The following is a 23,960-nucleotide window of genomic DNA, read 5'->3' on the forward strand; positions in this document are numbered from 1 at the left end:
GATCGCAATTGCGTCGGTGATCTCCGCGTGATCAACTTCGGCGTCACCGGATCGGCAATGCCGAACTCTTCCGAATGGTAATGGGGCGGTAATGACTACCGGGGTGCGATGACTACCGGGGGGCGATCGCGCTCGACGCCTCCGCGCCCGCGGCATCGTAGGCGCGGGCAATGGCCTGCACCCAGCCGCGCGGACTCACGCCCGCGGGCGGCGAGATCCACCGGCCGTCGATCACCACCTCGCCGAACGGATTCCGCGCCCACTCGGCCACCCGCCGGGCGCGCTCGGTCACCGAGGTCGGCGGCGCACCGGCCGCGGCCAGTTCCACCCCGCCGCCGGACTGCAGGTAGAGCGCGTCCATGATCTGCGCGACCTGATCCGAGGCCTTGAGCTGGGTGCCCGATCCGGTTTGATCGTGCGCCACCACCTCCGGGAAGCGGGCGATCAGCACCCGATGCAGGGTGCGAATCTGCTTGAGCAGCGCGCGGGCTCGCCACCACAGCTCGAGCACGATCCACACCGCGCCGATGGCGATGAGCATGGCGGCGATCTGCCACATCGGCCAGAACCAGCCCTCGTCGCCGGGTTTCGGCAGCGGCTCGTCACGCATCTCGCGGCGAATCGACAGTGCCGCCAGCACACCGACGCCGAAGGTGCCCGTCGTGTAGAGCGCGATGCCGCGGCCCAGGGTCGTCCAGTCCAGGTTGCGCACGCCGGTGATCACGATGAACACGCACTCCAGCAGCACGACCCACCAGCCGAAGGTGATCGACCACAACAGCGTCGCGATCATGGCGACGGCCCCGCCCGCGTAGATCATCATGCCGATCTGGCGCAGATTCCGGCGCGACACCACCGGCCAGGCGGCGGCCGCCACCACCGAGGTGGCGGTGGCGAACATGATCCAGGCGGCGGTCACCACCCGGTCGCCGAGCCAATTGCCGTGCACCCCGCGGGGTGCCAGATGGTCCACGGCCAAGCCGATTTCGGGCACGCCGACGGTCACCGCCAGCGCCACCGCCGCCACCGCGATCACGATCGCCACGCGCGCGGTGGTCGCCGGTTTCACCAGCACGCGCCCGACGCGAGCGCCCGAGGCCATCCAGACCAACATCGCCACCAGCCAAAATGTCATCCGAGTGCCTCATCGAATCGAAGGACCGAGACGCCCGCGCCTCGACTGTGGAACACCCGCAGGCGAGTCAGGAGCATGCTCGCGAAGGTTTCGGCCTCCCACTCGCACTGCTCGTCATCGCCCAGATCGACCGCCTTCTGATGGGCGCGCTGGCTCAACATGTAGGCGATGAGATCGTCGCTGGCCTCCAGCGTCACCTCGGTCGCCGCCTCGCCCGGATGGTCGAAGACGATATGGCCCAGTTCGTGCGCGAGGGTGTGCTCGCGGCTGGGTAGCGCCTGCGCGAGCACGATCACGTCCCGATCCGGATAGCTGCGGCGCTGGCCGCACACACCGGGACCCAGTTGCGCACTGGCGATTTCGATGGGCCGCCGCCGTTCGGCGGAGATGGCCAGCACCACCTCGTCCAGGTCGGTGGCGTCGAAGTCGGCCGCCACCGCGCACACCGCGTCCACCGCGGCGGCCACCCGCCGGTAGGACCCGATGCTATGAGCCTTGCTCTCGGTCATCGCGGTCCCCTCATGCCCTCGGTCCGAAGAACGCCGCGCGCGCGGCATCCACGCGTGCCTGGGCGGCGGACGCGCTCTGGAAGCTCACCGCGCCCGAACCCGTGCCCGCCAGCGCCATGGCGATCAGGCCGCCGATCACCGACAGCACCGGAATCGGGGGCAGCGGTGTGTTGTTCGAGGTCGGCTTCACGTCCGGATTCGGTTGCGCCAGAACGGGAGCCGGGGCCGATGCGGGTGGCGGCGGGGGCGGTGCGGGCGCGGGCTCCGGTGCGGCTGGCGCGGCCGGTGCCGCCGCCGGGGCGACCACGGCGGGCACCGGCGGTACCGCGGGCGGCTGCGGGATCTCGAGCGGCAGCGGCGGCACGGCGGGCGGTGCGGGCGGCGGAATCAGCAAGAGCAGCAGGGGCGATGCGCACACGGCGGCCGAACCCACGCCCGCCGAGCCGACCGCCGCGGAACCCACCGCGGCCGAACCGAGATCGGCCGAACCGGCGGCGGAACCCGCACCGGCCGAACCCACGCCCGAACCGACGGCGGCGGAGCCGACACCGGTGGAGCCGCCGACGGCGGAACCCAGTCCGGCGGAACCGATTCCGGCCGAACCGACGGCGGCGGAGCCGGTGCACAGGGTGGCCAGTCCGGCCGAGCCGACGGCCGCCGAGCCGACGGCGGCGGAACCCGTCGCGGCCGAACCGGTGCCCAGCAACAGGCCCAAGAGCGCGGAGCCGGTACCGATTCCGGCCGAGCCGACGCCCGCGGAACCCAGGCCGAGGACCGAGCCGGTGCCAACGCCAGCCGAACCCACTGCGGCGGAACCGGTTCCGAGCACCGCCGAACCCGTGGCGGCACCGGCCGAACCGGTGCCGACCGCCGCCGAACCCAATCCCGCACCCGCGGAACCGGTTACGGCCGAGCCGGTGCCCAGGGCGGCCGAGCCGGTGCCACCGAGGACCGCGCCCAGGCCCGCCGAACCGACGGCGGCCGAACCGGTTCCGGCGGATCCGACGGCGGCCGAGCCCGTTCCGAGGCCGAGGAGGACGGACAGGAGGTCCTGCGGTCCGGCCACGGGCGTGGCGGGTTGCGCGTCAATGGGTTGCGATTGAGGAACCGACTGACCGGGATCTTGTCCGGCGGGCGCGGGATCGAGCGGGATGCCCGGCTGCGCCAGGGCAGCCGCGGGTCCGAGCAGCGCCGAACCGGCGACAGCTGCGATCACTGCCGCCAGGCGCATTGCACGATCGACGATCATGCGACAGCCATCCCCTCATCGATACCGCGCTTGGCTTGTCTCCGCACCAGGGGTACGGAATCCCGATCCGCACCCGACAGATCGAGACAGGTTGTCGAGCTCACACTGTCGCCCCGATTGCCAGACCGTTGCGGAACGCGGTCATCCTAACGGCCACCGCGCCGCCCCGCACAAGTCCCGATCGCATTAGGGGTGCCCACAAACCGTACGCCTGCGCGTCCCCCTACGCACCCAATATGACCAAGCGCCCCAGCCCAATTGGCCTAGACCACCCCCGACCGAGGAACCTCACAACCCCGGATCCCACCCCGTGAGGTCCCCCCACCATGTCCAATACCGACAATTCAGACCAACCTGACAGCAATCCCCCCGTCATTCCGGCATACTTCCGGCCTCTGTGATCAAGAGCACAAAAATACGAAACCGCCCTCGGACAATGGGTCCGGGGCGGCTCGGTTGTGCGGGCTTACGCGCCGTAGACCGGCTCCGGGGTGGTGGCCTTCGACAGCAGGTCGCGGACGACCGGACCCAGGTCGGCGGGGTCCCAGCGAGCGCCGCGGTCGATGGAGACGCCGTGGCGCCAGCCGTCGGCGACGGTGACCTTGCCGCCCTCGACCTCGAACATGCGGCCGGTGACACCGGCGGAGTCGGCGGAGCCGAGCCAGACCACCAGGGGGGAGACGTTTTCGGGGGCCATGGCGTCGAAGCCGTCCTCGGGGGCGGCCATCATGTCGGCGAACACGGTCTCGGTCATGCGGGTCCGCGCGGCCGGGGCGATGGCATTGACGGTAATGCCGTAGCGCGCGAATTCGGCGGCGGCGGTGAGGGTCAGGCCCGCGATGCCGGACTTGGCGGCCGCGTAGTTGCCCTGGCCGACCGAGCCGAGCAGGCCCGCGCCGGAGCTGGTGTTGATGATGCGGGCCTCGGGGGTGCGACCGGCCTTGGCCTCGTTGCGCCAGTACTCGGCGGCGTGCCGCATGGGCGCGAAATGACCCTTCAGGTGCACCTTGATGACGGCGTCCCACTCGTCCTCGCCGAGGTTGACCAGCATGCGGTCGCGCACGATTCCGGCATTGTTGACCAAAACGTCCAGGCGGCCGAAGGTTTCGACGGCGGTGGCGACGAGGCGGCGCGCGCCCTCCCAATCGGAGACGTCGTCGCCGTTCACGACGGCCTCGCCGCCGAGCGCCTTGATCTCCTCGACGACCTGCGCCGCCGGGGAATCCGGACTGGGCGCGCCGTCGAGCTCGGCGCCGAGGTCGTTCACGACCACCTTGGCCCCGGCCGCCGCGAAGGCGAGGGCGTGGGCCCGGCCGATGCCGCGACCCGCTCCGGTCACGATGACGACGCGGCCGTCGCAGATCTTGTTGTCCGTCATGGGGATTACCTCTGCTTGTGAATGGTTTCAGTGTTGTCGATCGGATTCAGTGACCGGAGACGGCGGGGACGTCCGCGGTGGAAGCCTCCAGAAAGGCGGGCTTCTCGCCGCCGCCGTGCACCAGCAGCGCACTGCCGGTGATGTAGGCGGCCAGCGGTGAGGCCAGGAACGCGGCCGTGCGGCCGATGTCTTCGGGGGTTGCCATGCGCTGCATGGGAACCGTGCGGCTCACCGCCGCGATACCGTCCTCGTCGCCGTAGTGCAGATGCGAAGACTCGGTGTTGACCAGTCCGCAGATCACGGAATTGATCCGCACCTTCGGAGCCCATTCCACCGCCAGCGACGAAACCAGGCTGTCCACACCGGCTTTCGCCGCACCGTAGGCCGCCGTACCGGGCGACGGCCGATGCCCGGAGATGCTCGAGATCATCACGATCGACCCGCCCGTCTCCTGCTGCTGCATCACCGCATTGGCCACCTGCGAAACCAGCAGCGGCGCAAGCAGATTCAACTGCACGATCTTCGAGTGAAAGTTGGCGCTGGCCTCGGCGGCCAGGGCGAAGGGCGCGCCACCGGCATTGTTCACCACGGTGTCGAGCCGCCCGTACTTCGCCACGATGGCCTCGATCAGTCCGCGCACCGAATCCGGTTCGCGCACATCGCACGGCAGGAAGTCGATACCGCGCCCACCGCTCTCCACGGGGACATCCGCGGGCCGTCGCGCACAGGCCACCACGGTCGCGCCCGCGTCCAGGAAGACCCGGCTGATACCGGCTCCGACGCCGCGCACGCCGCCGGTGACCAAGACGACCGAGCCGGACAGGTTTACTTCGATTCCCACCGTGATAACCTACCAAGCACTTGCTTGTTTTGCCAACGATGGGACATTCGATGGGGATCAACCGTCACACCGAAACCGAGGGCGTCGAAGTCGTCACTGTCGACTACCCGCCGGTCAACGCGCTGCCTTCGGACGGCTGGTTCGCCCTGGCCGACGCCATCACCCAGGCCGGGAAGCAGCCGGAGACCCGGGTGGTCGTGCTGCGCGCCGAGGGGCGCGGTTTCAACGCGGGCGTGGACATCAAGGAGATGAACCGCGACACCGGGCACACCGCCCTGATTCGTGCCAACCACGGCTGCTTCGCCGCCTTCGCCGCGGTCTACGACTGCGAGGTCCCCGTCGTCACCGCCGTGAACGGCTTCTGCCTGGGCGGCGGCATCGGCCTGGTCGGCAATTCCGATGTCATCGTCGCCTCCGACGACGCGACCTTCGGCCTCCCCGAGGTCGACCGCGGCGCGCTCGGTGCGGCCACCCACCTGGCTCGACTCGTCCCGCAGCATCTGATGCGGACCATGTTCTACACTGCGGGCACCCTCACCGCGCAGCAGTTGCACCACTACGGCTCGGTCTTCAAGGTGGTGCCGCGGGCCGAACTCGATGCCGCCGCAATGGAAGTGGCCAAGAACATCGCCAACAAGGACGGCCGCGTCATTCGCGCCGCCAAGAAGGCACTCAATGGCATCGACGTGCAGGACGTGCACCGCTCCTACCGCTTCGAGCAGGGCTTCACCATGGAGCTCAACCTCGCGGGCGTGGCCGACGAGATCCGGGCACGCTTCGACGACGATCTGGCCGCGCAGAAGAAGGAGAAGTAAAAGCCATGCGCGACAAGCGAATGTCGCTCGACGAGGTCGTCGGCGAACTGCGCAGCGGAATGACCATCGGCATTGGCGGCTGGGGCTCGCGGCGCAAGCCGATGGCCTTCGTGCGCGCGCTGCTGCGGTCGGACATCACGGATCTGACGGTCGTCACCTACGGTGGCCCGGACCTGGGTCTGCTGTGCTCGGCGGGCAAGGTGAAGAAGGCGTACTACGGCTTCGTGTCGCTGGATTCCGCGCCGTTCTACGACCCGTGGTTCGCCAAGGCCCGCACCGAGGGCGCGATCACCGTGCGCGAGATGGACGAGGGCATGGTCAAGTGCGGTCTCCAGGCCGCGGCGGCGCGCCTGCCGTTCCTGCCGATTCGCGCCGGATTGGGTTCGGCCGTCATCGATTTCTGGGAGGGCGAGCTGAAGACCGTTCAGTCGCCGTACCCGACGGACGGCAAGACCGAAACCCTGGTCGCCATGCCCGCTTTGCACCTGGATGCCGCCTTCGTCCACCTGGATCTGGGTGACAAGCACGGCAATGCCGCCTACACGGGCGTGGACCCGTACATGGACGACCTGTACGCCCTGGCCGCCGAGAAGCGCTACCTGTCGGTGGACCGGCTGGTCGAGACCGAGGAGCTGGTGAAAGCCGTTCCGACGCAGGCCCTCATCCTCAATCGCATGATGGTCGACGGCGTGGTCGAGGCCCCCGGCGGCGCGCACTTCACCTTCTCCGGCAGCTACGGCCGCGATGAGAAGTTCCAGCGCCACTACGTCGAGGCCGCCAAGACGCCCGAGGCGTGGGCCGAGTTCAAGGCCCGCTACCTGGATGTGTCCGAGGACGAATACCAGGCCGCCGTCAAGGCTTTCGCCGAGGAGCAGAAGTAATGACCGACACCACCACCGTTACTCGGGCCGAGATCTGCGTTGTCGCGGCGGCCGAGATCTTCCGGGGCGCGGGCGAGATCATGGCCTCGCCGATGTCCACCATCACCACCATCGGCGCGCGGCTGGCGCGGCTCACCTTCGAGCCGGATCTGCTGCTGTCCGACGGCGAGGCGCTGTTCTTCGCCGAGATTCCGCCGATTGGCGGCAAGGCCCCCATCGAGGGTTGGATTCCGTTCTCGAAGGTCTTCGATGTCGTGAATTCCGGTCGCCGCCATGTGGTCATGGGCGCGAACCAGCTCGACCGCTACGGCAATCAGAACCTCTCGGCGTTCGGCCCGCTGCAGCAGCCGACTCGTCAGATGTTCGGTGTGCGCGGCGCGCCGGGCAACACCATCAACCACGCCACCAGCTACTTCGTGCCCAAGCACGGTAAGCGGGTGTTCGTGGATCGGGTCGACATCGTCTCCGGAATCGGTTACGACAAGATCGATTCCGAGAATCCGGCGTTCCGGTTCCACCATCTGCACCGAGTGGTCTCGAACCTGGGCGTGTTCGATTACAACGGTCCGGACCACACCATGCGCGCGCTGTCGCTGCATCCGGGCGTGACCGCCGATGAGGTCGCGGAGAACACGTCGTTCGAGATCGCGGGGCTGGCCGAGGCGGGCGAGACCCGGCTGCCGACCGAGGAAGAGCTCACCATCATCCGGACCGTGCTGGATCCCAATGGCTTCCGTGAGAAGGAAGTGACGGCATGACCGCCCAGCGTCTCAAGACCCCACTGACCGAACTGGTCGGCATCGAGCACCCGATCGTGCAAACCGGCATGGGATGGGTCGCCGGTCCGGGCCTGGTCGCGGCCACCGCGAATGCGGGCGGCCTCGGCATTCTCGCCTCGGCGACCATGACCTTCGAGGAACTCGAGCAGGCCATCGCCAAGACGAAGGCCAAGACCGACAAGCCCTTCGGCGTCAATATCCGCGCCGACGGCTCCGACGCCGCCGAGCGGTGCGAACTCATGATTCGCGAGGGCGTGAAGGTGGCCTCGTTCGCGCTGGCTCCCAAGCAGGAGCTCGTCGCGCGGCTCAAGGACAACGGCGTGGTGGTGGTGCCGTCCATCGGCGCGGCCAAGCACGCGGTCAAGGTGGCGTCCTGGGGCGCGGACGCGGTGATCGTGCAGGGCGGTGAGGGCGGCGGCCACACCGGTTCCGTCGCAACGACTCTGCTGCTGCCCTCGGTGCTGGATGCCGTCGACATTCCGGTCGTCGCCGGTGGCGGGTTCTTCGACGGGCGCGGGCTGGCCGCGGCGCTGTCCTACGGCGCGGCGGGTGTCGCGATGGGCACCCGCTTCCTGCTCACCCAGGATTCGGCGGTGCCGGACTCGGTCAAGCAGGAGTACCTGACGCGCGGGCTCCAGGACACGGTTGTCTCGACCAAGGTCGACGGCATGCCGCATCGGGTGCTGAACACCGAGCTCGTCAACAAGCTGGAGCACTCCAGCGGCGTGCGCGGTCTGGCCGCCGCGGTGTCCAATGCCGTCAAGTTCAAGTCCATGACCGGCATGAAATGGTCGACCATGGTCAAGGACGGGCTGGCCATGCGCAAGCACAAGGACCTGACCTGGTCCCAGGTCATCATGGCCGCCAATACCCCGATGCTGCTGAAAGCCGGTCTGGTGGAGGGCAATACGCACGCGGGCGTGCTGGCCTCCGGTCAGGTCGCCGGAATCATCGACGACCTCCCCACCGTCGCCGACCTCATCGACCGCATCATCACCGAGGCCGTCGAGCGCATCGACAGCCTGAACCAGTACCGCGTCACCACCACGGCCTGACGCATCGCACGTGCGCGGCCACCACAGCCCGTCCGCGCACCCGGATCCGAACACCCTCGGATCCACGTGCGCGCCCCCTGTCGGGCGCGCCCGAGCCGCTCCCGGATCCTCTCGCCCGGGGGCGGCTTCGCGCATTCGGCCCCTCCCTTGATTTGGAACGCTCGAGCTATGTTGAGAGCAACCGTCGTCCGCAAGGATTGGAGCGATTGGTCATGAGTCTCCCCACCATGCGTCCCCGCCCGGGTAACCTGCGTTCCGTCGCCGAGCAGATCGAGCGGGCTACCGGCCTGCGCGTACAAATCCTGGGGGGCAGTCTGGTGATGTCGCCGACTCCGCGAGGCAAACATGCGGGCACGATCCTGGAGCTGCGGGAACAACTGCAGCCCCTACTGCCTGCCGAATTGAAGCCCTATGAAGTCTCATCGATTCTCATGCCCGCCGATCCGGACGACTACAGCACTCCGGACCTCGTGGTCCTGCCCAAAAGCTGGAGCGACGACGACGAATGGCTGGCCGATCCCGGCGACGTCGAACTCGCCATCGAGGTCATCTCGAAGAGCGAGAAATCCAAGCAGATCTCCGACAAGCAGGGCTGGTATGCAACAGCTGGAGTCCGCACCCTTCTAGTTGTCGATCCTCGGTATGGACGCTGGACGCTGTTCACCCATCCGAAAGACGGCGAATACCACGGATCTCTGGACGGCGTTTACGGGGACGCGGTACCGCTGCCCGAACCGTTCGGATTCTCACTCGATACCAGCAGTCTCCCCACGTACCGCTGAGTCCGTACACCTCTACTTCCTGCGGATACCGGAGGCCAGGGCGAACAAAGTGTCCAGGACTGGGGTGGGGGTCAAGGAGGTGGCCACCACCTGGATCTTTCCGGCCAGGCCGGGGATGTAGCGGGCGCGGGGGTGTTTTGCGGTGAGGGCCTTTTCGACTTCCTTGACGACCGTGTCTACCGGGGCGGCGATCTTCGGGACCTGTTGGGACATTTTGCGGAGGCCCGCGAGGTGGGCGCTGTAGAGGTCGCGTTGGGATTCGGTGAGGTGGGCGGTGGTGGTGTCGACCATGTCCGTGGCGCCGAACCAGAGGTCGGTGGCGATGGGGCCCGGTTCGATGAGGCTGGTGTGGATTCCGAAGGGGCGCAGTTCCACTCGTAGGGCGTCGACCAGGCCCTCGAGAGCGAACTTGGAGGCGTTGTAGGCGCCGGTGCCGGGGGTGGAGACGCGGCCGGAGAGGGAGGAGATGAAGACGGCCCGGCCCTTGGTGGCGCGCAGGCGCGGGAGGACGGCCTGGGTGACCGCCACCTGGCCGAAGACGTTGACCTCGAACTGGTTTCGGAGTTCGTCGAGGGTGAGCAGTTCGACGGGGCCGTCCACGACGATGCCCGCATTGTTGACCACGGCGGTGAGGTCGGCGGGGAGGACCGCGTCCAGGGCCGCGATGTCGTCGGGGTTGGTGACGTCGAGCTGGATCGGGGTGATGCGGGAGTCGGCGGCGGCCAGCGCCTCGCCGTCGGAGAGCTTGCGGACACCGGCGTAGACCTGCCAGCCCCGCTCGGCCATGCGCAGGCTGATGGCCTTGCCGATGCCGCGCGCCGCGCCGGTAACCAACACAGAGTTCATGGTGGTCAGCCTAATTCGGAGCGGCCGGGCGTGGCGTGCGGTAATGGAGATGCCGTTCGAGTGCGGGGGTGCCACCATGTGGCGATGGGGAATGTCCTGATTGCCGGAGATCTGCATGGGAACGCGACGTTCGCGCAGGCGTTGTTGCAGGTCGCCAAGCGCAAGGACTGCGCGCGGGTCTTCGTGGTGGGCGACTTCGGGGCCTGGGAGCACATGCATTCGGGGCGGCGGTATTTCGACGTGGTGAATCGGGCTGCCAAGCGGGCCGGGGTCACCGTGTACTTCCTGGACGGGAACCACGACAAGAGCTCACTGCTGCACGAGCTCTACGACGACCATCCCGACGACGAGGGATTCCTGATCTGCCGCACCCACCTGCGGTACGCGCCGCGCGGGCACCGCTGGAACTGGGAGGGGACCAGCTTCGCCGCCTTCGGCGGGGCGGCTTCGACCGACAAGGCCTGGCGACTGGCGAAGGAGGCGCGCAAGGCGGCCAAGGCCGAGACACGGCGGCGCTACGGGTCCTCGAAGCGGCCGCAAACCGCTGGCACGCTGTGGTTTCCGGAGGAGGAGATGACCGACGAGGAACTGGACGCGCTGCTCGAGGCGGACAGCTCACCGGTGGACATCCTGCTCACCCACGACAAGCCGCGCGCCGCGGAGCCGCCGTGGAACCGCAAGGACAAGCCCGAGTGCTATCCCAACCAGGACCGCATCCAGCGGGTGGTGCACACGCTGCGGCCCGCCGTGCTGTTCCACGGACACCTGCACGTGCGCTACACCGACACCATCGCCAGCGGGGACGGGCAGTGGACCCGGGTCGAGGGTCTGGCCTGCGACCCGGAAGCCGCGCAGTACCTGGAGTATTCGACCGAACACTCCTGGTACGTGCTGGAGCTGCCCTATGCCGAGCAGCGGTTGGAGAGCACCGGCGGGACCGAATCCCATTCCCTACCGGCTTGATTCGTCCCGGCTCGGTTCGTCGTAGGAGGAGGTGCCCTCGTCCAGCAGGGGCTCCTCTCCCTTGAAGTGCGCGGGCGCGAAGAAACGCAGCACGTGATAGCCGGAAATGACGACCAGGGTGCCCAGCGCGATGCCGCTCAGGGTGAAGTTGTCGGTGAACTTCATGCTCACATTGCCGATGCCGATGATCAGCCCCGCCGCGGCGGGCACCAGGTTCAGCGGATTGCGGAGATCGACCTTCGCATTGGTCCAGATCTGCGCGCCCAGCAGACCGATCATGCCGTAGAGGATGACGGTGATGCCGCCCAGCACACCGCCCGGAATGGCCGCGACGATCGCCCCGAACTTCGGGCACAGACCGAACAGCAGGGCGAAAAAGGCCGCCGCCCAATAGGCCGCGGTCGAATAGACCCGGGTGGCCGCCATGACACCGATGTTCTCGGAGTAGGTGGTGTTGGGCGGGCCGCCGACCGCGGTGGAGAGCATGGAGGCCGCGCCGTCGGCGGCAATCGCGGTGCCGAGCCTGCCGTCCAGATTGTCGCCGGTCATCTCGCCGACGGCCTTCACGTGTCCGGCGTTCTCCGCGACCAGCGCGATCACCACGGGCAGCGCCACCAGGACGGCCGACCATTGGAACGACGGCGCGTGGAAGGTGGGCAGGCCGATCCAATCCGCCTTGCCCACACCCGAGAGATCCAGCCGCCAGTGGTCGGTGACCTTGCCGCTGCCGTCGGCCGAATGGATCTGTCCGAGCACCCGGTCCAGCACCCACGACAGGGCGTAGCCGAACACCAGGCCCAGGAAAATCGCGATGCGCGAGAAGAATCCGCGCAATCCGACCACGGCCAGGCCGGTGAACAGCATGACCAGCAGGGCCGTCCACTGATCCTGCGGCCAGTAGGTCGCGGCGGTGACGGGTGCCAGGTTGAAGCCGATGAGCATGACCACCGCGCCGGTCACCACCGGCGGCATGGCGGCGTGAATGATGCGCGCCCCGAACTTCTGGACGGCCAGGCCGATGAGGAACAGCGCAGCGCCGACCGCGAGGCAGGCCCCGGTAACCGTCGCGCTACTTCCGCCCTGCGCCCGGATCACCGCGGCCACACCCACGAACGAGAGCGAACAGCCCAGGTAGCTGGGCACCCGGCCGCGGGTGGCGAGCAGGAAGATGGCCGTGGCCACGCCCGACATCATGATGGCGAGGTTGGGGTCCAGCCCCATCAGCACGGGCGCCACGAAACTCGCGCCGAACATGGCCACGACGTGCTGTGCGCCGAGCCCGAAGGTGCGCGGCCACGACAGCCGCTCATCCGGCCGCACCACCGCCCCCGGCGCGGGCGTGCGCCCGTCGCCGTGCACCGTCCAGCGGACACCCAAAACCATCAACCGCCCGCTTTCTCCCGAAGGTCCGAAATGCTTCGCGGACATCCTAATGCGAGCAAACCCCCAGCTCCCGCCCACACACGCGACGGGACTCGCCCGGCGCGCGACCCGAGACCACCGCGCCCACGACCGATCCGGACGGTGGCATGCGGCGAGCAACCACGAGCGTCGGCCCTCGAGGCCGCGAGTCTCCGGTCGCGGCGGATCACCACCGGATTCCCACCGCGACGCGGGTCAGACAAGACCGTAGCGACGGCGGATCGCGGGCGGCAGAGCGTACGGGTTCGGTCCGTCCGCGGACGACGCGTCGTGAATCTCCCATGGCGCACCGGCATTCGGACCATCCGACGTGGACATCGGGGCGCACTGCGGACGGACGCCGGTAAGGACCGCCGGGTCGGCAAGGTCATTATCGGTGACGTCGGTGATGAGCTGCGACGCAGTGTCATTCGGGCGTTCGGGGGCCGTCCGCGCGAAGTAGCGCAGCGCGTGGGCGACGGCCGGGTCGGAGGTGAGTTCTTCCCGGAGGGCCGCGGCCTGCGCGCGGGCGCTCTTCAGAGCCAGCTCGTGGGCACGCGAAATAGCTTGCGCCATAGCTGAATCCGGCATGTCCAGCACCAGGATGCGGCCGTCCGCGTCGGTCTCGACGCGGACGCGGGCCACCACCTCACCTCGGCCTACTTCTTCGACGGCCGTCGCCCGGACCGCGGCGATGGCGTCCTGCACCCGGCGGGCCTTGCGGGCGATCTCCTCCAGTCGCCCTTCCTCCGATGTCGGCATGACCGCAACCTAGCCAGCCGTGGCGAAAGCCGGTGCTGTGTCGGCGACTTCGCGCGCGGTGTCGGCGACTTCGCGCGTGGTCAGGGTTGTACGCGGATCTGCTGCATCATGTCGTGGTCGGCGTGGTCGAGGTTGTGGCAGTGCCAGACGTAGCCGTGGATCTCGGGGGCGTCCGCCATATCGCCGGACATGCCCGTGCCGGTGGGGGACATGGCTTCCGCGCCCGGTGGGATCGGGAGGGCGGTGTCGGGGTCGAAGCCGAGTTCCTCGACGGACGGCCATTTCACGAGGATCCGGGTGATGGTGTCGGTGGGGCACTCGATGGTGTCCTTCCAGCCGACTTCCCAAGGCGGCGGGCCCTGTTCGGGGCCGATGGCGTACGGGTCGGCCGAGGGCGCCCAGCGGGTGCCGAACTTGGGCGGATAGTTGGCGAAGAAGTAGGCCGAGGTGAGGATGGGCTGACGCGCGATCACGCGCAGCCGCGCCAGGTGCAGGTGGATGGGGTGGTCGAAGGGCGTGGTGTTGACGATGTCCCACTGCTCGACCGTCCCGGCCCGCGCCATGTCGATATCCGAACTCAGGAACGCCAGATTATTGAGCGACATCATGGTCGGGAAGACCGCCGCGGCCCGGGAATCGTCATTGAGTCCGAGCAGCGTCATGGTGCGCACCGCCCCCGGGCGGTAGACCGGTTCCAGCGCCTCGGGCTGCCCGGGCCCGCCGCGCAGCGTGAACGGAATGTCGTAGGCCGGACCGTCACCCGCGCCCACGAACCGCATGATCGGCCTCAGCTCCGGGACCATGAACACGGTATTGCCGAGATCGTTCTTGGCGGTATTGATCAGATCGACGGTCTCCCCGTCCCCGAGCCCGCTGAAGTCGACGAGCATGTCCACCCGCTCCCCCGGGCTCACCCGGATGGACGGCGTCGGCACCGGCCCGTCGAGCAACCCCAGGTCGCCGCCGATGGCGAAGAACAGCATGCCGTTGGAGAACTCGAAAATATAAGGGCGCGAATTGGATCCATTGAGCAGCCGGAATCGGTACACGGTGCGCCGCACCTGGAACCGCGGCCACACCACCCCGTTCACGCAGCACACGTCCCCCAGCTGCCCGGATTGGTTGTAGCCCTCGGGAATATAGGTCGCGACCATGGGTTGCAGGCTGCCGTCGGCATTGAAGGTGCGGTCCTGCACGATGAGCGGCACCTCGAACTCACCGCTGGGCAGTCCGAGCGGATTGTCCGCACGCCCGGTGTCGAATTCGTCTCTCAGGTAATACAACCCGGCGAGCCCGGCCTGAATGTTCAGCCGGGTGATCCCCATGGCGTGATCGTGATACCAGAGGGTGGCGGCCTCCTGCCGGTTCCCGTACGCGAAGCTCGGCCCGCCGCCATTGCGCCATGCGACGAGCGGATGCCCGTCGGAGTCGGGCGAATTCGCGCCGCCGTGCAGGTGCACGGTGAAGCGCGGATCGGTGCGGTCGAGTTCGGTCACCCCGTGCATGGTGAGATCCACGTGCGGGGCCAGCACGTGGGTGCCGAGCTCATTGCGAAACGCGATGCGCGCCACCCGATCTCGATACGCCTCCAGATTCGGCCCGAGCACCGGCTGCCCGAACCCCCAACTGCGGGTCTCCGGCAGGTCCCGGTGATAGCGGTGCATGCCGGAGATGGCCGCCAATTCCCCGGCAGCCGCACGGGTTTCGGGTATCGGCAGCTCGTCGACGAACGGCTGCAAGGCGGGCGAGTGATAGTTGAGCGGCGTGATCGTCGGCGCGGGCAGCGGCGGAATGGGCACGGGCGGCGGGGGCAAGGGCACCGGATCGGCCGCGGCCGACGCCAGATAGCCCATGCCCGCGATTCCGAGAGCCCCCAGTAGGAACCCCCGCCTCGGCAGGTCGTTCATCACCCAGTCCCCACCCGGACGATACCGCTATGTCAACCGGTCTATCGTCCGACGATAGCCGACATTACCGACCGGTGAATACGAAAAGCCGCACTCCGAAAACCGGTGTGCGGCTTCTCAACAGCGGCGGCCGACTAGCCCAGACGCTCGATGATCGTCACATTCGCGGTGCCGCCGCCCTCACAGATGGTGAGCAGACCGTAGCGGCCGTTCACCCGCTCCAGCTCATTGAGCAGCGTCGCGAACAGCTTGGCCCCGGTCGCGCCCAACGGGTGGCCGAGCGCGATCGCGCCGCCATTGACATTGACCTTGTCCGGGTTGGCCCCGGTCTCCTTGATCCAGGCCAGCACCACCGAGGCGAACGCCTCGTTGATCTCGATGACGTCCATGTCGTCGATGGTCAGGCCGGTCTTCTCCAGCGCCCACTTGGTGGCCGGGATCGGCGCGGTGAGCATGTAGATCGGATCCGCGCCGCGCGCGCTCACATGGTGGATCCGGGCCCGCGGGGTGAGGCCGTACTCGGCGACCGCCCAGTCCGAGGCGAGCAGGGTGGCGCTGGAGCCATCGGAGATCTGGCTGGCCAGCGCGGCGGTAATGCGGCTGCCCTCGGCGAGCGGCTGCAGCCCGGCCATCTTCTCCAGGCTGGTCTCGCGCGGGCACTCGTCGATCCAGAAGTCGCCGACCGGAACGATCTCGCGATCGAAGACGCCGTCCACGATGGCCTTGCGGGCGCGCTCATTGCTGCGCAGCGCCCACTCCTCCATCTCGCGCCGGGAGATGTCCCACTTCTCGGCGATCATGGTGGCCGAATTGAACTGCGACACTTCACCGGTGCCGTAGCGGTGGTCCCAGCCCTGCGCGCCGACGAACGGCGAATCGAACCCGTACGCCTGCCCGGCCAGCATCGCCGCCGAGATCGGAATGGCCGACATGTTCTGCACGCCGCCCGCCACGATCACCTCGGCGGTGCCGGACATGATGGCCTGCGCGCCGAAGGTGATGGCCTGCTGCGAGGAGCCGCACTGCCGATCCACGGTGACACCCGGCACCGACTCCGGGTAGCCCGCCGCCAACCACGAAGTGCGCGCGATGTTTCCGGCCTGCGGGCCGATGGTGTCGCAGCACCCGAACACCACATCGTCCACGGCCGCCGGGGTCAGATTGGTGCGCTCGATGAGCCCCTTGATGGCGGCCGCGCCGAGATCGGCGGGATGCACGGCGGCCAGCGAACCGCCCCGCTTGCCCACCGGGGTGCGCACGGCGTCGATCACATACGCCTCACGCATCGGCGAATACTGGCGGCGGGACGGTGCTGACATGGAGAACTCCTACTGCTGAATGCCGAGCTGTTCAGTTGTCTCAGTTGGCTTTCGCGCCCTGAGCCGGATTGATGAGCCCGTCGAGGACGATGGTCAGGTACTGCTTGGCGAGGTTGTCGACGGTGATGCGACCGCCGGGCTGGTACCAGCGCACCGACACCCAGACGGTGTCGCGCAGGAATCGGTACGCCAGTTCGATATCCATCTCCGGGCGGAAGCTGCCGTCGGCGACGCCATTGGTCAGCACCCGGTGCCAGAGCTCGCGGAACTCCTTGTTGTATTCGGAGATGTAGTCGAAACGCGGTGTGCCGCTGAGTCGTTTGGCCTCGGCCTGGTAGATGGCCACGGCGGCGTGGAACTGGTCGAACGATTCGTAGGACGCGACGACCAGCGCTTCCAGCGTGTCGCGCGCGGGCAGGCCCGCGGCCACGATCTCGCGGTAGCGGCCGAAGAGGTCGTCGAGGAACCCGCGCAGGATTTCGTCCACCATGGCTTCTTTGGAATCGAAGTGGTGGTAGAGACTCCCGGATAGAATCCCCGCCGCGTCGGCAATGTCACGAACCGTGGTGGCGCGCAGGCCCCGCTCCGCGAATAGGTTCGCGGCCAGGCCGAGCAGCTCGTTGCGACGTGCTGATTTGGAGGGGTCAGGTTGGGTCACCCCGCCAATATACAACCAAGCATTTGCTTGGTCCACCCGCCTCCCACTCAGCGCCCACCAAAGGGACTCAGCGCACCGAATACCGCAGCGGCGAGGAGACCGAGAGATCGGCCAGGAGTCGATCGCAGATCACCACCGGGGAGATTCCCGCCCGCGCCATCCGAGCCACCAGTGCCAATCGGCGTTCGGGACTGTCCCATTCGACGGTCAGCGGTTCGTGACCGGGCCCGGCATCCACCGTGGCCATGACCCGCGGCGGACCCCCATCCCCATCGGGCTCCTCGATGATTTTGAGAACCATTCCCCGTTGCCATGCCCGATATGTCTCCATATCGGCGCCCACCACCAATTTGTCTGTGGCAGCACACAACCCCTGCGCTATTTGATCGGCGAAGGCCACGTGGTCGTACCGTAGGCGTCTGCAGGTGCGCACCACCTCCAAAAGGTCGGCACGTACCTCGCACAGCAGCGCGGTTCTCTTACGGCGACGTCGATCGGCTTCGGAATCGACGTATCCCGCCGCACGCGACAGACCGAGACGGCGGGCGCGATCACGGTCGCGAATCATGTCCCGCCGCAATGCGGCGCGCGGATCACGCACCACGTCGCTCTCGTCCACGGCGTGTTGTTCGAGGATCTGCGCGGCCCGCATGGCGGTGGCGCGCTCGGAGTCGTGGTCGAGCAATTCCGCGCCCAATGTCAGTGCGGCCAGAACGACATTGTCGAGTCTTCGGCGCGCCAGGACGACCTCGCGCACCAGCTCGAGTTCCAATTCCTCGTGGGCTTGTTCTGGGGCTGCTTGTTGTCTGCGATCCGGACCCATGGGTCGTGCCCTTCGACTAGCGGTACCGGCCTAAACCAGGATTGCACAGGGAGACCCTCAACGCGCCAGCCATTTTCCGCCCTCAAAAAAATGGGCACTGCCGCGCCCCCTCTCGGGACGCGGCAGTGAGAAAAGCTGCGACCCGAAGACACAGCATTTCGCGCCAACCGAACGCACTAATTCGGTTGGCGCGCGCGGTATTCCGAATTACGCGCGCTGGCTGGAAATGGAGACCACCTCACCGGTGAGGTAGGTGGTGTAGTCGCTGGCGAGCATGGCGATGGTGGCGGCCACCTCCCACGGCTCGGCCGCGCGCCCGAAGGCCTCACCGGCCGCCAGCCGGTCCAGCAGATCCGCCGAGGTGACCTTGTCCAGGAAGGCGTGCCGGGCGATGGACGGGGCAACCGCGTTGATGCGCACGCCGAATTCGGCGGCCTCGACCGCACTGCAGCGGGTCAACGCCATGACCCCGGCCTTGGCCGCGGCGTAGTGGGCCTGGCCGTGCTGGGCGCGCCAGCCGAGCACCGAGGCGTTGTTGACGATGACACCGCCATGCCCCGACTCACGGAAGTACTTGAGCGCGGCGCGAGTTGCCCTAAAGGTCCCGTTGAGGGTGATGTCGAGAACCTTGTCCCATTGCTCGTCGGTCATGTCGACCACGGGCACCTCGCCACCGAGGCCCGCATTGTTGACCAGAATGTCGATGCGACCCACTGCGGCCACGGCACCGGCGATCAATGCGTCCACCTGCTCGGTCGAACTGACGTCGCAGGGCACGGAAGCGATTCGGCGGTCCGGGAATTCGGCCTGCAGCGCCTGCTCGGTCTCCTTCAGGCGACGCTCGTGCCAGTCGGAGATCACCACGTCCGCCCCTTCGGACAGCAGGCGGCGCGCGGTGGCCGAGCCGATGCCGGTGCCGGCGGCGGCGGTCACGACCGCGATCTTGCCCGCGAGCAGATTGTGGCCCGGGGTGATTTCGGGAGCGATGGACAGGTCGGTCACGGTCGAGCCTCTCGGGGAAGTCCGAGCACGCGCTCGGAGATGATATTGCGCTGCACTTCGTTCGAACCGCCGTAGATGGTGTCCGCACGCGTGAAGAGGAACATGCGCTGCCAGGCATTGAGATCATCGCCGGGGCCGTCGGCGATGAGGCCGGGCGCGCCGAGCACGTCCATGGCCAATTCACCAAGGCCGCGATGCCAATTCGCCCACAGCAGCTTGGTCACCGAGGCCTGCCCGGCGGCCGTGCGGGCATCCACGGAGGCCCCGTCGTGGCCCGACTCGAGGGTGCGCAGCACGTGGGCGCGCAGCACGCGCAGGCCCACCCACGCCTTGTCGAGTCGATCCGCGATGACCGGGTTTTCGATGGCACCGTTCGAGCGCGCCACCGCCTCGAGATCGGCGAGCTCGCGCGCGTAGCGAATCTGCTGACCCACGGTGGAGATGCCGCGCTCGAAGGTGAGCGTGCCCATGGCGACCTTCCACCCGTCGCCGGGCTGCCCGACCACGAGATCGGCCGCGGTGCGGGCATTGTCGAAGAAGACCTCGTTGAATTCCGCGGTCCCGGTGAGCTGGATGATGGGCCGCACCTCGACGCCCGGCTGCTTCATGGGCACGAGCAGATAGGACAGGCCGTGGTGGCGGGTCGAGCCCTTCTCGGTGCGGGCGACCACGAAGCACCAGTCCGACAGATGCGCCAGGGAGGTCCAGATCTTCTGCCCGTTGATGACCCACTCGTCACCGTCCAGATGGGCGGAGGTGGTGACGGCGGCCAGGTCCGAGCCCGCGCCCGGCTCCGAGTAGCCCTGGCACCACAGCTCGGTGACATTGCGGATGCCGGGCAGGAAGCGCTTCTTCTGCGCCTCGGTGCCGAAGGCGATGACGGTCGGTCCGAGCAGTTCCTCGCCGAGGTGCGAGACCCGGCTCGGCGCATCGGCTTTGGCGTACTCCTCGTGGAAGATGACCTGCTGGCGCAGGGTGGCGTCGCGGCCGCCCCACTCCTTGGGCCAGCCCAGGCAGGTCAGACCGGCGGCGGCGAGGGCGCGATCCCATTCCAGGCGCTCCTCGAAGGCCTCGTGCTCGCGCCCGGGACCACCCAGACCGCGCAGCCCGCGGAACTGGCCGTTCAGGTTCTCGGCCAGCCATTCCCGCACCTCGATACGGAATTCGGCGTCCTCGCGGGGCTCAATCCCGCTGGCCGGTTCGGGGGTCTGGATCATGCTCACGTCGGTAGAGTAACCTACCAAGCACTTGCTTTGTTAGACCCTTTCCCGGACAGCGAGGACGCCCTGTGACATCTCCTCCGCAGACCACGCCGCTCGCCCTGCACGAGGCGGCGCGTCTTCACGGTGACGCGCCCGCCGTCGGCGACGGTGCCGTGCGACTGAGCTGGTCGCAACTGCTGGACTCGGTGCGTGAGACCGCCCGCGCGCTCATGGCGCGCGGCATTCAGCACGGCGACCGCATCGGCATCTGGGCTCCCAATACCCATCACTGGGTGACCGCCGTGCTGGCCATCCACTACGTCGGCGCGGCCGTCGTTCCGTTGAATACGCGGTACGTGGCCGCCGAGGCGGTGGATGTGCTGGAGCGGGTGAACGCCAAGGCGCTGTTCATCGCGGGCAGCTTCCTGGGCCGTGACCGGCTGGCCGAACTACGCGCCGCCGCACCGGAATTGGGCATCGAAACCGTCATCGTGATCCCCGTCGAGGGCGAGGAGCCGGTCGAGAACGCCCTGGCCTGGTCGGAACTGGGCAAGGTCGCCGAGGCGGTGAGTCTCGAGCAGGCCGTCGCCCGCGCGGAATCGGTGTCGCCGGACGATCTTTCGGACATCCTGTTCACCTCGGGCACCACCGGGCGCAGCAAGGGCGTGCTCATCGCGCATCAGCAGGTGCTGACCAGCGCCCGGGCCTGGGCCGACTGCGCGACGCTGAACAGCGAGGACCGCTACCTGATCGTGCCGCCGTTCTTCCACGCCTTCGGTTACAAGGCGGGCATTCTCACCAGCCTGGTCACCGGGGCGACCATCATTCCGCAGGCCGTGTTCGACGTGGCCGAGACCATGCGACTGATCCACGACGAGCGCATCACCGTGCTCACCGGGCCGCCGACCATCCACCAGTCCATCCTCGATCACCCCGCGCGCGGTGAGGCGGACCTGTCCAGCCTGCGCGTCGCGGTCACCGGCGCGGCCACGGTTCCGGTCGTGCTCATCGAAAGACTGCGCAGCGAACTGACTTTCGACGTGGTGCTGACGGCGTACGGGCAGACCGAGTCCGGCGGCTTCGGCACCATGTGCCGTCCGGAGGACTCCAGCGAGACCATCGCCAATACCTGCGGGCGCGTCATCGACGGCTTCGAGATGAAGCTCGCCGACAATGGCGAACTGCTGCTGCGCAGCTCCCAGGTGATGCGCGGCTACCTCGACGATCCGCAGGCCACCGCCGCGACCATCGATCGCGACGGCTGGCTGCACACCGGCGACGTGGCCGTCATCGACGAGCGCGGCTACATGAAGGTCACCGACCGGCTCAAGGACATGTACATCTCCGGCGGCTTCAATGTGTATCCCGCCGAGGTGGAACAGACCCTGGCCCGGCTCGAGGGCGTCGCCGAGACCGCGGTCATCGGGGTGCCGGACGAGCGCATGGGCGAGGTCGGCAAGGTGTTCGTGGTCCGTCGGCCGGGCTCGACGCTGACCGCCGAAGACGTTGTGGCCCATGCCAAGACGCAGCTGGCCAACTTCAAGGTCCCGAAGTACGTGGAGTTCCGCGACGAGCTGCCCTACAACGCCGCGGGGAAGGTCCTCAAGCGGCAACTACGTGAGGAGACCGCGTGAGCCAGGCACCGGGAGCCATTCCCGACGAGGGCGATGTCGTCCGCTACGAGAAGCGCGGGCCGATCGCGGTCGTCATGCTGAACCGGCCGGACTACCGCAATGCCCAGAACTCGGTCATGACCTACGCGCTCGACGCCGCCTTCGTGCGGGCCGTCGAGGATCCGGAGGTCAAGGTCATCGTCTTGGGCGGTGCCGGAAAGCATTTCAGCGCGGGGCACGATATCGGCACGCCGGGGCGCGATCACCACATCCAGTACGAGAACAAGGCCGCGCTGTGGTGGGACCACACCGATCGCCTCGGCGGCGATCAGCGCTTCGCGCGCGAGTCCGAGGTGTACCTGGGCATGTGCCGCCGCTGGCGGGAGATTCCCAAACCGACCATCGCCATGGTGCAGGGCGCGTGCATCGCGGGCGCGCTCATGCTGGCCTGGTCGTGCGACATGATCGTCGCGTCCGAGGACGCCTTCTTCTCCGATCCGGTTGTCCGCATGGGCATTCCGGGCGTCGAGTACTTCGCGCACCCGTGGGTGCTGGGTCCGCGCCGCGCCAAGGAGATCCTGTTCACCGGTGAGCGCTTCACCGCCGCCCAGGCTTACGAGTGGGGCATGCTCAATCGCGTTGTCGCGCGCGAGGATCTGGAGACCGAGACCTTCGCCCTGGCCGAGAAGATCGCGGAGATGCCGCAATTCGGGTTGGCGCTGACCAAGAAGGCCGTCAACCAGTGCGAGGACCTGATGGGCATGCGCGCGGGCATGGATTCCGTGTTCGGGCTGCACCATTTCGCGCACGCCCACAATGCCGAGGTCGGCACCGACTCGCTGGGCGGGATGAACGCCAAGTCCATGAAGGCTGCGGCCACTGATCACAACGGGGCAAAGTAAGTGGATCTCGAATTCGACGCCAAGACCGAGGAATTCCGCGCCGAGGTGCGGGAGTTTCTGGCGGCCAATGTGCCCGCCACCCCCCTGCCGTCCATGGACACCAAGGAGGGGTTCGAGGCGCACCGGGCCTGGGAGGCCAGGCTCGCCGACGCCCGCCTGTCCTGTGTCGCCTGGCCCGCCGAGTACGGCGGCCGGGACGCCTCGCTGACCGAATGGGTCATCTTCGAGGAGGAGTACTACGCGGCGGGCGCACCCGGGCGCGTCTCACAGAACGGCATCTTCCTGCTCGCGCCGACCCTGTTCGAGCACGGCTCGCCCGAGCAGCTCGCGCGCATTCTGCCGAGAATGGCGCGCGCGGACGATATCTGGGCGCAGGCGTGGTCCGAGCCCGAGGCCGGGTCGGATCTGGCGGGCATCCGCTCGACCGCCAAGCGCACCGAGGGCGGCTGGCTGCTCAATGGCCAGAAGACCTGGAGCTCGCGGGCCTCGTTCGCGGACTGGGGATTCGGCCTGTTCCGCAGCGACCCGGAGGCCGAACGCCACCGCGGGCTCACCTATCTGATGTTCCCGCTCACCGCGGAAGGCATTACGGTGCGGCCGATTCCGCAGCTGGACGGCGAGCCGGGCTTCGCGGAGATCTTCCTGGACAATGTGTTCGTGCCGGACGCCGATGTGATCGGCGAGGCCAACAATGGCTGGAAGGTCGCCATGGCGACCTCGAGTAATGAGCGCGGCCTGTCGCTGCGCGCGCCGGGGCGGTTCACCGCCACCGCCGCCAAGCTGATCGAGCTGTGGCGCGAGACCGCCGACGAATCCGACACCGCCAGCACCGACCGGGTGGTCGACGCGTGGGTGGGCGCGGAGGCATACCGGCTCAATACCTGGGCGACCGTGACCCGCCTGGCCGACGGCGGCCAGCTGGGCGCGGAATCCTCGGTGAACAAGGTGTTCTGGTCGGACCTGGACATCGCCATGCACGAGACCGCCCTGGATCTGCACGGCGCGGCCGCGGAGCAAGAGTCGGCCTGGACCGACGGCTTCCTGTTCTCGCTGGCGGGCCCGATCTACGCCGGTACCAACGAGATTCAGCGCAATATCATCGCCGAACGCCTGCTCGGCCTGCCGCGATAGCCACAGG

The 23,960-nt window shown here is 68.0% G+C and carries 23 protein-coding genes; 9 read left to right on the plus strand and 14 right to left on the minus strand.

Translation table 11 applies throughout. The features are described from left to right. Positions 1-112: 112 nt before the first annotated feature. From VMT40_RS03440 to VMT40_RS03460, 5 genes are all read right to left on the minus strand, one after another. Positions 113-1,135 (minus strand): hypothetical protein, encoded by a 1,023-nt coding sequence (locus VMT40_RS03440; protein WP_326356495.1) that lies wholly within the window; start codon positions 1,133-1,135, stop codon positions 113-115. After that, entirely contained in the window at positions 1,132-1,644 is a 513-nt protein-coding gene (locus VMT40_RS03445) for an ImmA/IrrE family metallo-endopeptidase (protein WP_326356496.1), read from the minus strand. Before VMT40_RS03445 ends, VMT40_RS03440 begins: the two co-directional genes overlap by 4 nt. Before the next feature lie 10 nt (positions 1,645-1,654). After that, positions 1,655-2,893, minus strand: coding sequence for a hypothetical protein (locus VMT40_RS03450; protein ID WP_326356497.1), 1,239 nt, complete (start codon positions 2,891-2,893; stop codon positions 1,655-1,657). A 466-nt stretch (positions 2,894-3,359) separates the two neighbouring features. After that, positions 3,360-4,271, minus strand: a complete 912-nt coding sequence (locus tag VMT40_RS03455) for an SDR family oxidoreductase (RefSeq protein WP_326356498.1) — start codon at positions 4,269-4,271, stop codon at positions 3,360-3,362. A 46-nt stretch (positions 4,272-4,317) separates the two neighbouring features. Next, positions 4,318-5,112 carry an SDR family oxidoreductase gene (locus VMT40_RS03460; protein ID WP_442789895.1) on the minus strand — a complete coding sequence of 265 codons (795 nt, stop codon included), beginning with the start codon at positions 5,110-5,112 and terminating at the stop codon, positions 4,318-4,320. Positions 5,113-5,162: 50 nt separating this feature from the next. Between VMT40_RS03460 and VMT40_RS03465 the strand changes: the two genes are divergently transcribed. From VMT40_RS03465 to VMT40_RS03485, 5 genes are all read left to right on the plus strand, one after another. Continuing rightward, positions 5,163-5,927 (plus strand): enoyl-CoA hydratase family protein, encoded by a 765-nt coding sequence (locus VMT40_RS03465; protein WP_326356499.1) that lies wholly within the window; start codon positions 5,163-5,165, stop codon positions 5,925-5,927. Between the two features lie 5 nt (positions 5,928-5,932). Continuing rightward, complete coding sequence (locus VMT40_RS03470; RefSeq protein WP_326356500.1) at positions 5,933-6,808, plus strand: CoA transferase subunit A; 876 nt, start codon at positions 5,933-5,935, stop codon at positions 6,806-6,808. After that, complete coding sequence (locus tag VMT40_RS03475; RefSeq protein WP_326356501.1) at positions 6,808-7,566, plus strand: CoA-transferase subunit beta; 759 nt, start codon at positions 6,808-6,810, stop codon at positions 7,564-7,566. The genes VMT40_RS03470 and VMT40_RS03475 overlap by 1 nt, the downstream gene beginning before the upstream one ends. Then, positions 7,563-8,642: an NAD(P)H-dependent flavin oxidoreductase gene (locus VMT40_RS03480; RefSeq protein ID WP_326356502.1), complete on the plus strand. Its 1,080-nt coding sequence runs from the start codon at positions 7,563-7,565 to the stop codon at positions 8,640-8,642. Before VMT40_RS03475 ends, VMT40_RS03480 begins: the two co-directional genes overlap by 4 nt. Before the next feature lie 212 nt (positions 8,643-8,854). Then, complete coding sequence (locus VMT40_RS03485; protein WP_326356503.1) at positions 8,855-9,424, plus strand: Uma2 family endonuclease; 570 nt, start codon at positions 8,855-8,857, stop codon at positions 9,422-9,424. Between the two features lie 12 nt (positions 9,425-9,436). Here the strand turns inward: VMT40_RS03485 and VMT40_RS03490 are convergent, their stop codons facing one another. Beyond that, positions 9,437-10,270 (minus strand): SDR family oxidoreductase, encoded by an 834-nt coding sequence (locus VMT40_RS03490; protein WP_326356504.1) that lies wholly within the window; start codon positions 10,268-10,270, stop codon positions 9,437-9,439. An 84-nt stretch (positions 10,271-10,354) separates the two neighbouring features. Here VMT40_RS03490 and VMT40_RS03495 point away from each other — a divergent pair, with 84 nt between their 5' ends. Continuing rightward, the gene (locus VMT40_RS03495) at positions 10,355-11,233 is read left to right on the plus strand and encodes a metallophosphoesterase family protein (RefSeq protein ID WP_326356505.1); all 879 of its coding nucleotides are present in this window, start codon (positions 10,355-10,357) and stop codon (positions 11,231-11,233) included. On the opposite strand, the gene VMT40_RS03500 is transcribed toward VMT40_RS03495, so the two are convergent. The 8 genes from VMT40_RS03500 to VMT40_RS03535 all read right to left on the minus strand — a co-directional run bounded on the left by VMT40_RS03500 (position 11,222) and on the right by VMT40_RS03535 (position 20,322). Next, positions 11,222-12,616 (minus strand): uracil-xanthine permease family protein, encoded by a 1,395-nt coding sequence (locus tag VMT40_RS03500; RefSeq protein ID WP_326356506.1) that lies wholly within the window; start codon positions 12,614-12,616, stop codon positions 11,222-11,224. The two genes, VMT40_RS03495 and VMT40_RS03500, sit on opposite strands and share 12 nt — an antisense overlap. A gap of 234 nt (positions 12,617-12,850) precedes the next feature. Then, positions 12,851-13,396, minus strand: coding sequence for a hypothetical protein (locus VMT40_RS03505; RefSeq protein ID WP_326356507.1), 546 nt, complete (start codon positions 13,394-13,396; stop codon positions 12,851-12,853). A gap of 80 nt (positions 13,397-13,476) precedes the next feature. Then, positions 13,477-15,303, minus strand: coding sequence for a multicopper oxidase family protein (locus VMT40_RS03510; protein ID WP_326356508.1), 1,827 nt, complete (start codon positions 15,301-15,303; stop codon positions 13,477-13,479). A gap of 134 nt (positions 15,304-15,437) precedes the next feature. Then, positions 15,438-16,589 carry an acetyl-CoA C-acetyltransferase gene (locus tag VMT40_RS03515; RefSeq protein ID WP_326357178.1) on the minus strand — a complete coding sequence of 384 codons (1,152 nt, stop codon included), beginning with the start codon at positions 16,587-16,589 and terminating at the stop codon, positions 15,438-15,440. Between the two features lie 73 nt (positions 16,590-16,662). Further along, positions 16,663-17,280: a TetR/AcrR family transcriptional regulator gene (locus tag VMT40_RS03520; RefSeq protein ID WP_326356509.1), complete on the minus strand. Its 618-nt coding sequence runs from the start codon at positions 17,278-17,280 to the stop codon at positions 16,663-16,665. A gap of 67 nt (positions 17,281-17,347) precedes the next feature. Beyond that, positions 17,348-18,103 carry a hypothetical protein gene (locus VMT40_RS03525; protein ID WP_326309887.1) on the minus strand — a complete coding sequence of 252 codons (756 nt, stop codon included), beginning with the start codon at positions 18,101-18,103 and terminating at the stop codon, positions 17,348-17,350. A gap of 207 nt (positions 18,104-18,310) precedes the next feature. Further along, entirely contained in the window at positions 18,311-19,105 is a 795-nt protein-coding gene (locus tag VMT40_RS03530; RefSeq protein ID WP_326356510.1) for an SDR family oxidoreductase, read from the minus strand. Beyond that, the gene (locus tag VMT40_RS03535; RefSeq protein WP_326357179.1) at positions 19,102-20,322 is read right to left on the minus strand and encodes an acyl-CoA dehydrogenase family protein; all 1,221 of its coding nucleotides are present in this window, start codon (positions 20,320-20,322) and stop codon (positions 19,102-19,104) included. Before VMT40_RS03535 ends, VMT40_RS03530 begins: the two co-directional genes overlap by 4 nt. A 71-nt stretch (positions 20,323-20,393) precedes the next feature. Between VMT40_RS03535 and VMT40_RS03540 the strand changes: the two genes are divergently transcribed. The 3 genes from VMT40_RS03540 to VMT40_RS03550 are packed head-to-tail and all read left to right on the plus strand — an operon-like array spanning position 20,394 to position 23,953. Continuing rightward, the gene (locus VMT40_RS03540; RefSeq protein ID WP_326356511.1) at positions 20,394-21,941 is read left to right on the plus strand and encodes a FadD3 family acyl-CoA ligase; all 1,548 of its coding nucleotides are present in this window, start codon (positions 20,394-20,396) and stop codon (positions 21,939-21,941) included. Next, on the plus strand, positions 21,938-22,822 hold the full coding sequence (locus VMT40_RS03545) for an enoyl-CoA hydratase (RefSeq protein WP_326356512.1): 885 nt from the start codon (positions 21,938-21,940) through the stop codon (positions 22,820-22,822). Before VMT40_RS03540 ends, VMT40_RS03545 begins: the two co-directional genes overlap by 4 nt. Further along, positions 22,823-23,953 (plus strand): acyl-CoA dehydrogenase family protein, encoded by a 1,131-nt coding sequence (locus VMT40_RS03550; RefSeq protein WP_326356513.1) that lies wholly within the window; start codon positions 22,823-22,825, stop codon positions 23,951-23,953. Positions 23,954-23,960 lie beyond the last annotated feature (7 nt).

This window comes from Nocardia sp. CDC160 (assembly GCF_035818795.1).
Classification (GTDB): Bacteria; Actinomycetota; Actinomycetes; order Mycobacteriales; family Mycobacteriaceae; genus Nocardia.

Coding starts and splice junctions, on each gene's coding strand:
- VMT40_RS03465 (WP_326356499.1), top strand. CDS start 5,163: ATGGGGATCAACCGTCACACCGAAACCGAGGGCGTCGAAGTCGTCACT.
- VMT40_RS03495 (WP_326356505.1), top strand. CDS start 10,355: ATGGGGAATGTCCTGATTGCCGGAGATCTGCATGGGAACGCGACGTTC.
- VMT40_RS03500 (WP_326356506.1), bottom strand. CDS start 12,616: ATGGTTTTGGGTGTCCGCTGGACGGTGCACGGCGACGGGCGCACGCCC.
- VMT40_RS03445 (WP_326356496.1), bottom strand. CDS start 1,644: ATGACCGAGAGCAAGGCTCATAGCATCGGGTCCTACCGGCGGGTGGCC.
- VMT40_RS03505 (WP_326356507.1), bottom strand. CDS start 13,396: ATGCCGACATCGGAGGAAGGGCGACTGGAGGAGATCGCCCGCAAGGCC.
- VMT40_RS03525 (WP_326309887.1), bottom strand. CDS start 18,103: ATGGGTCCGGATCGCAGACAACAAGCAGCCCCAGAACAAGCCCACGAG.
- VMT40_RS03490 (WP_326356504.1), bottom strand. CDS start 10,270: ATGAACTCTGTGTTGGTTACCGGCGCGGCGCGCGGCATCGGCAAGGCC.
- VMT40_RS03485 (WP_326356503.1), top strand. CDS start 8,855: ATGAGTCTCCCCACCATGCGTCCCCGCCCGGGTAACCTGCGTTCCGTC.
- VMT40_RS03440 (WP_326356495.1), bottom strand. CDS start 1,135: ATGACATTTTGGCTGGTGGCGATGTTGGTCTGGATGGCCTCGGGCGCT.
- VMT40_RS03470 (WP_326356500.1), top strand. CDS start 5,933: ATGCGCGACAAGCGAATGTCGCTCGACGAGGTCGTCGGCGAACTGCGC.
- VMT40_RS03480 (WP_326356502.1), top strand. CDS start 7,563: ATGACCGCCCAGCGTCTCAAGACCCCACTGACCGAACTGGTCGGCATC.
- VMT40_RS03535 (WP_326357179.1), bottom strand. CDS start 20,322: ATGATCCAGACCCCCGAACCGGCCAGCGGGATTGAGCCCCGCGAGGAC.
- VMT40_RS03510 (WP_326356508.1), bottom strand. CDS start 15,303: ATGAACGACCTGCCGAGGCGGGGGTTCCTACTGGGGGCTCTCGGAATC.
- VMT40_RS03515 (WP_326357178.1), bottom strand. CDS start 16,589: ATGCGTGAGGCGTATGTGATCGACGCCGTGCGCACCCCGGTGGGCAAG.
- VMT40_RS03475 (WP_326356501.1), top strand. CDS start 6,808: ATGACCGACACCACCACCGTTACTCGGGCCGAGATCTGCGTTGTCGCG.
- VMT40_RS03455 (WP_326356498.1), bottom strand. CDS start 4,271: ATGACGGACAACAAGATCTGCGACGGCCGCGTCGTCATCGTGACCGGA.
- VMT40_RS03450 (WP_326356497.1), bottom strand. CDS start 2,893: ATGATCGTCGATCGTGCAATGCGCCTGGCGGCAGTGATCGCAGCTGTC.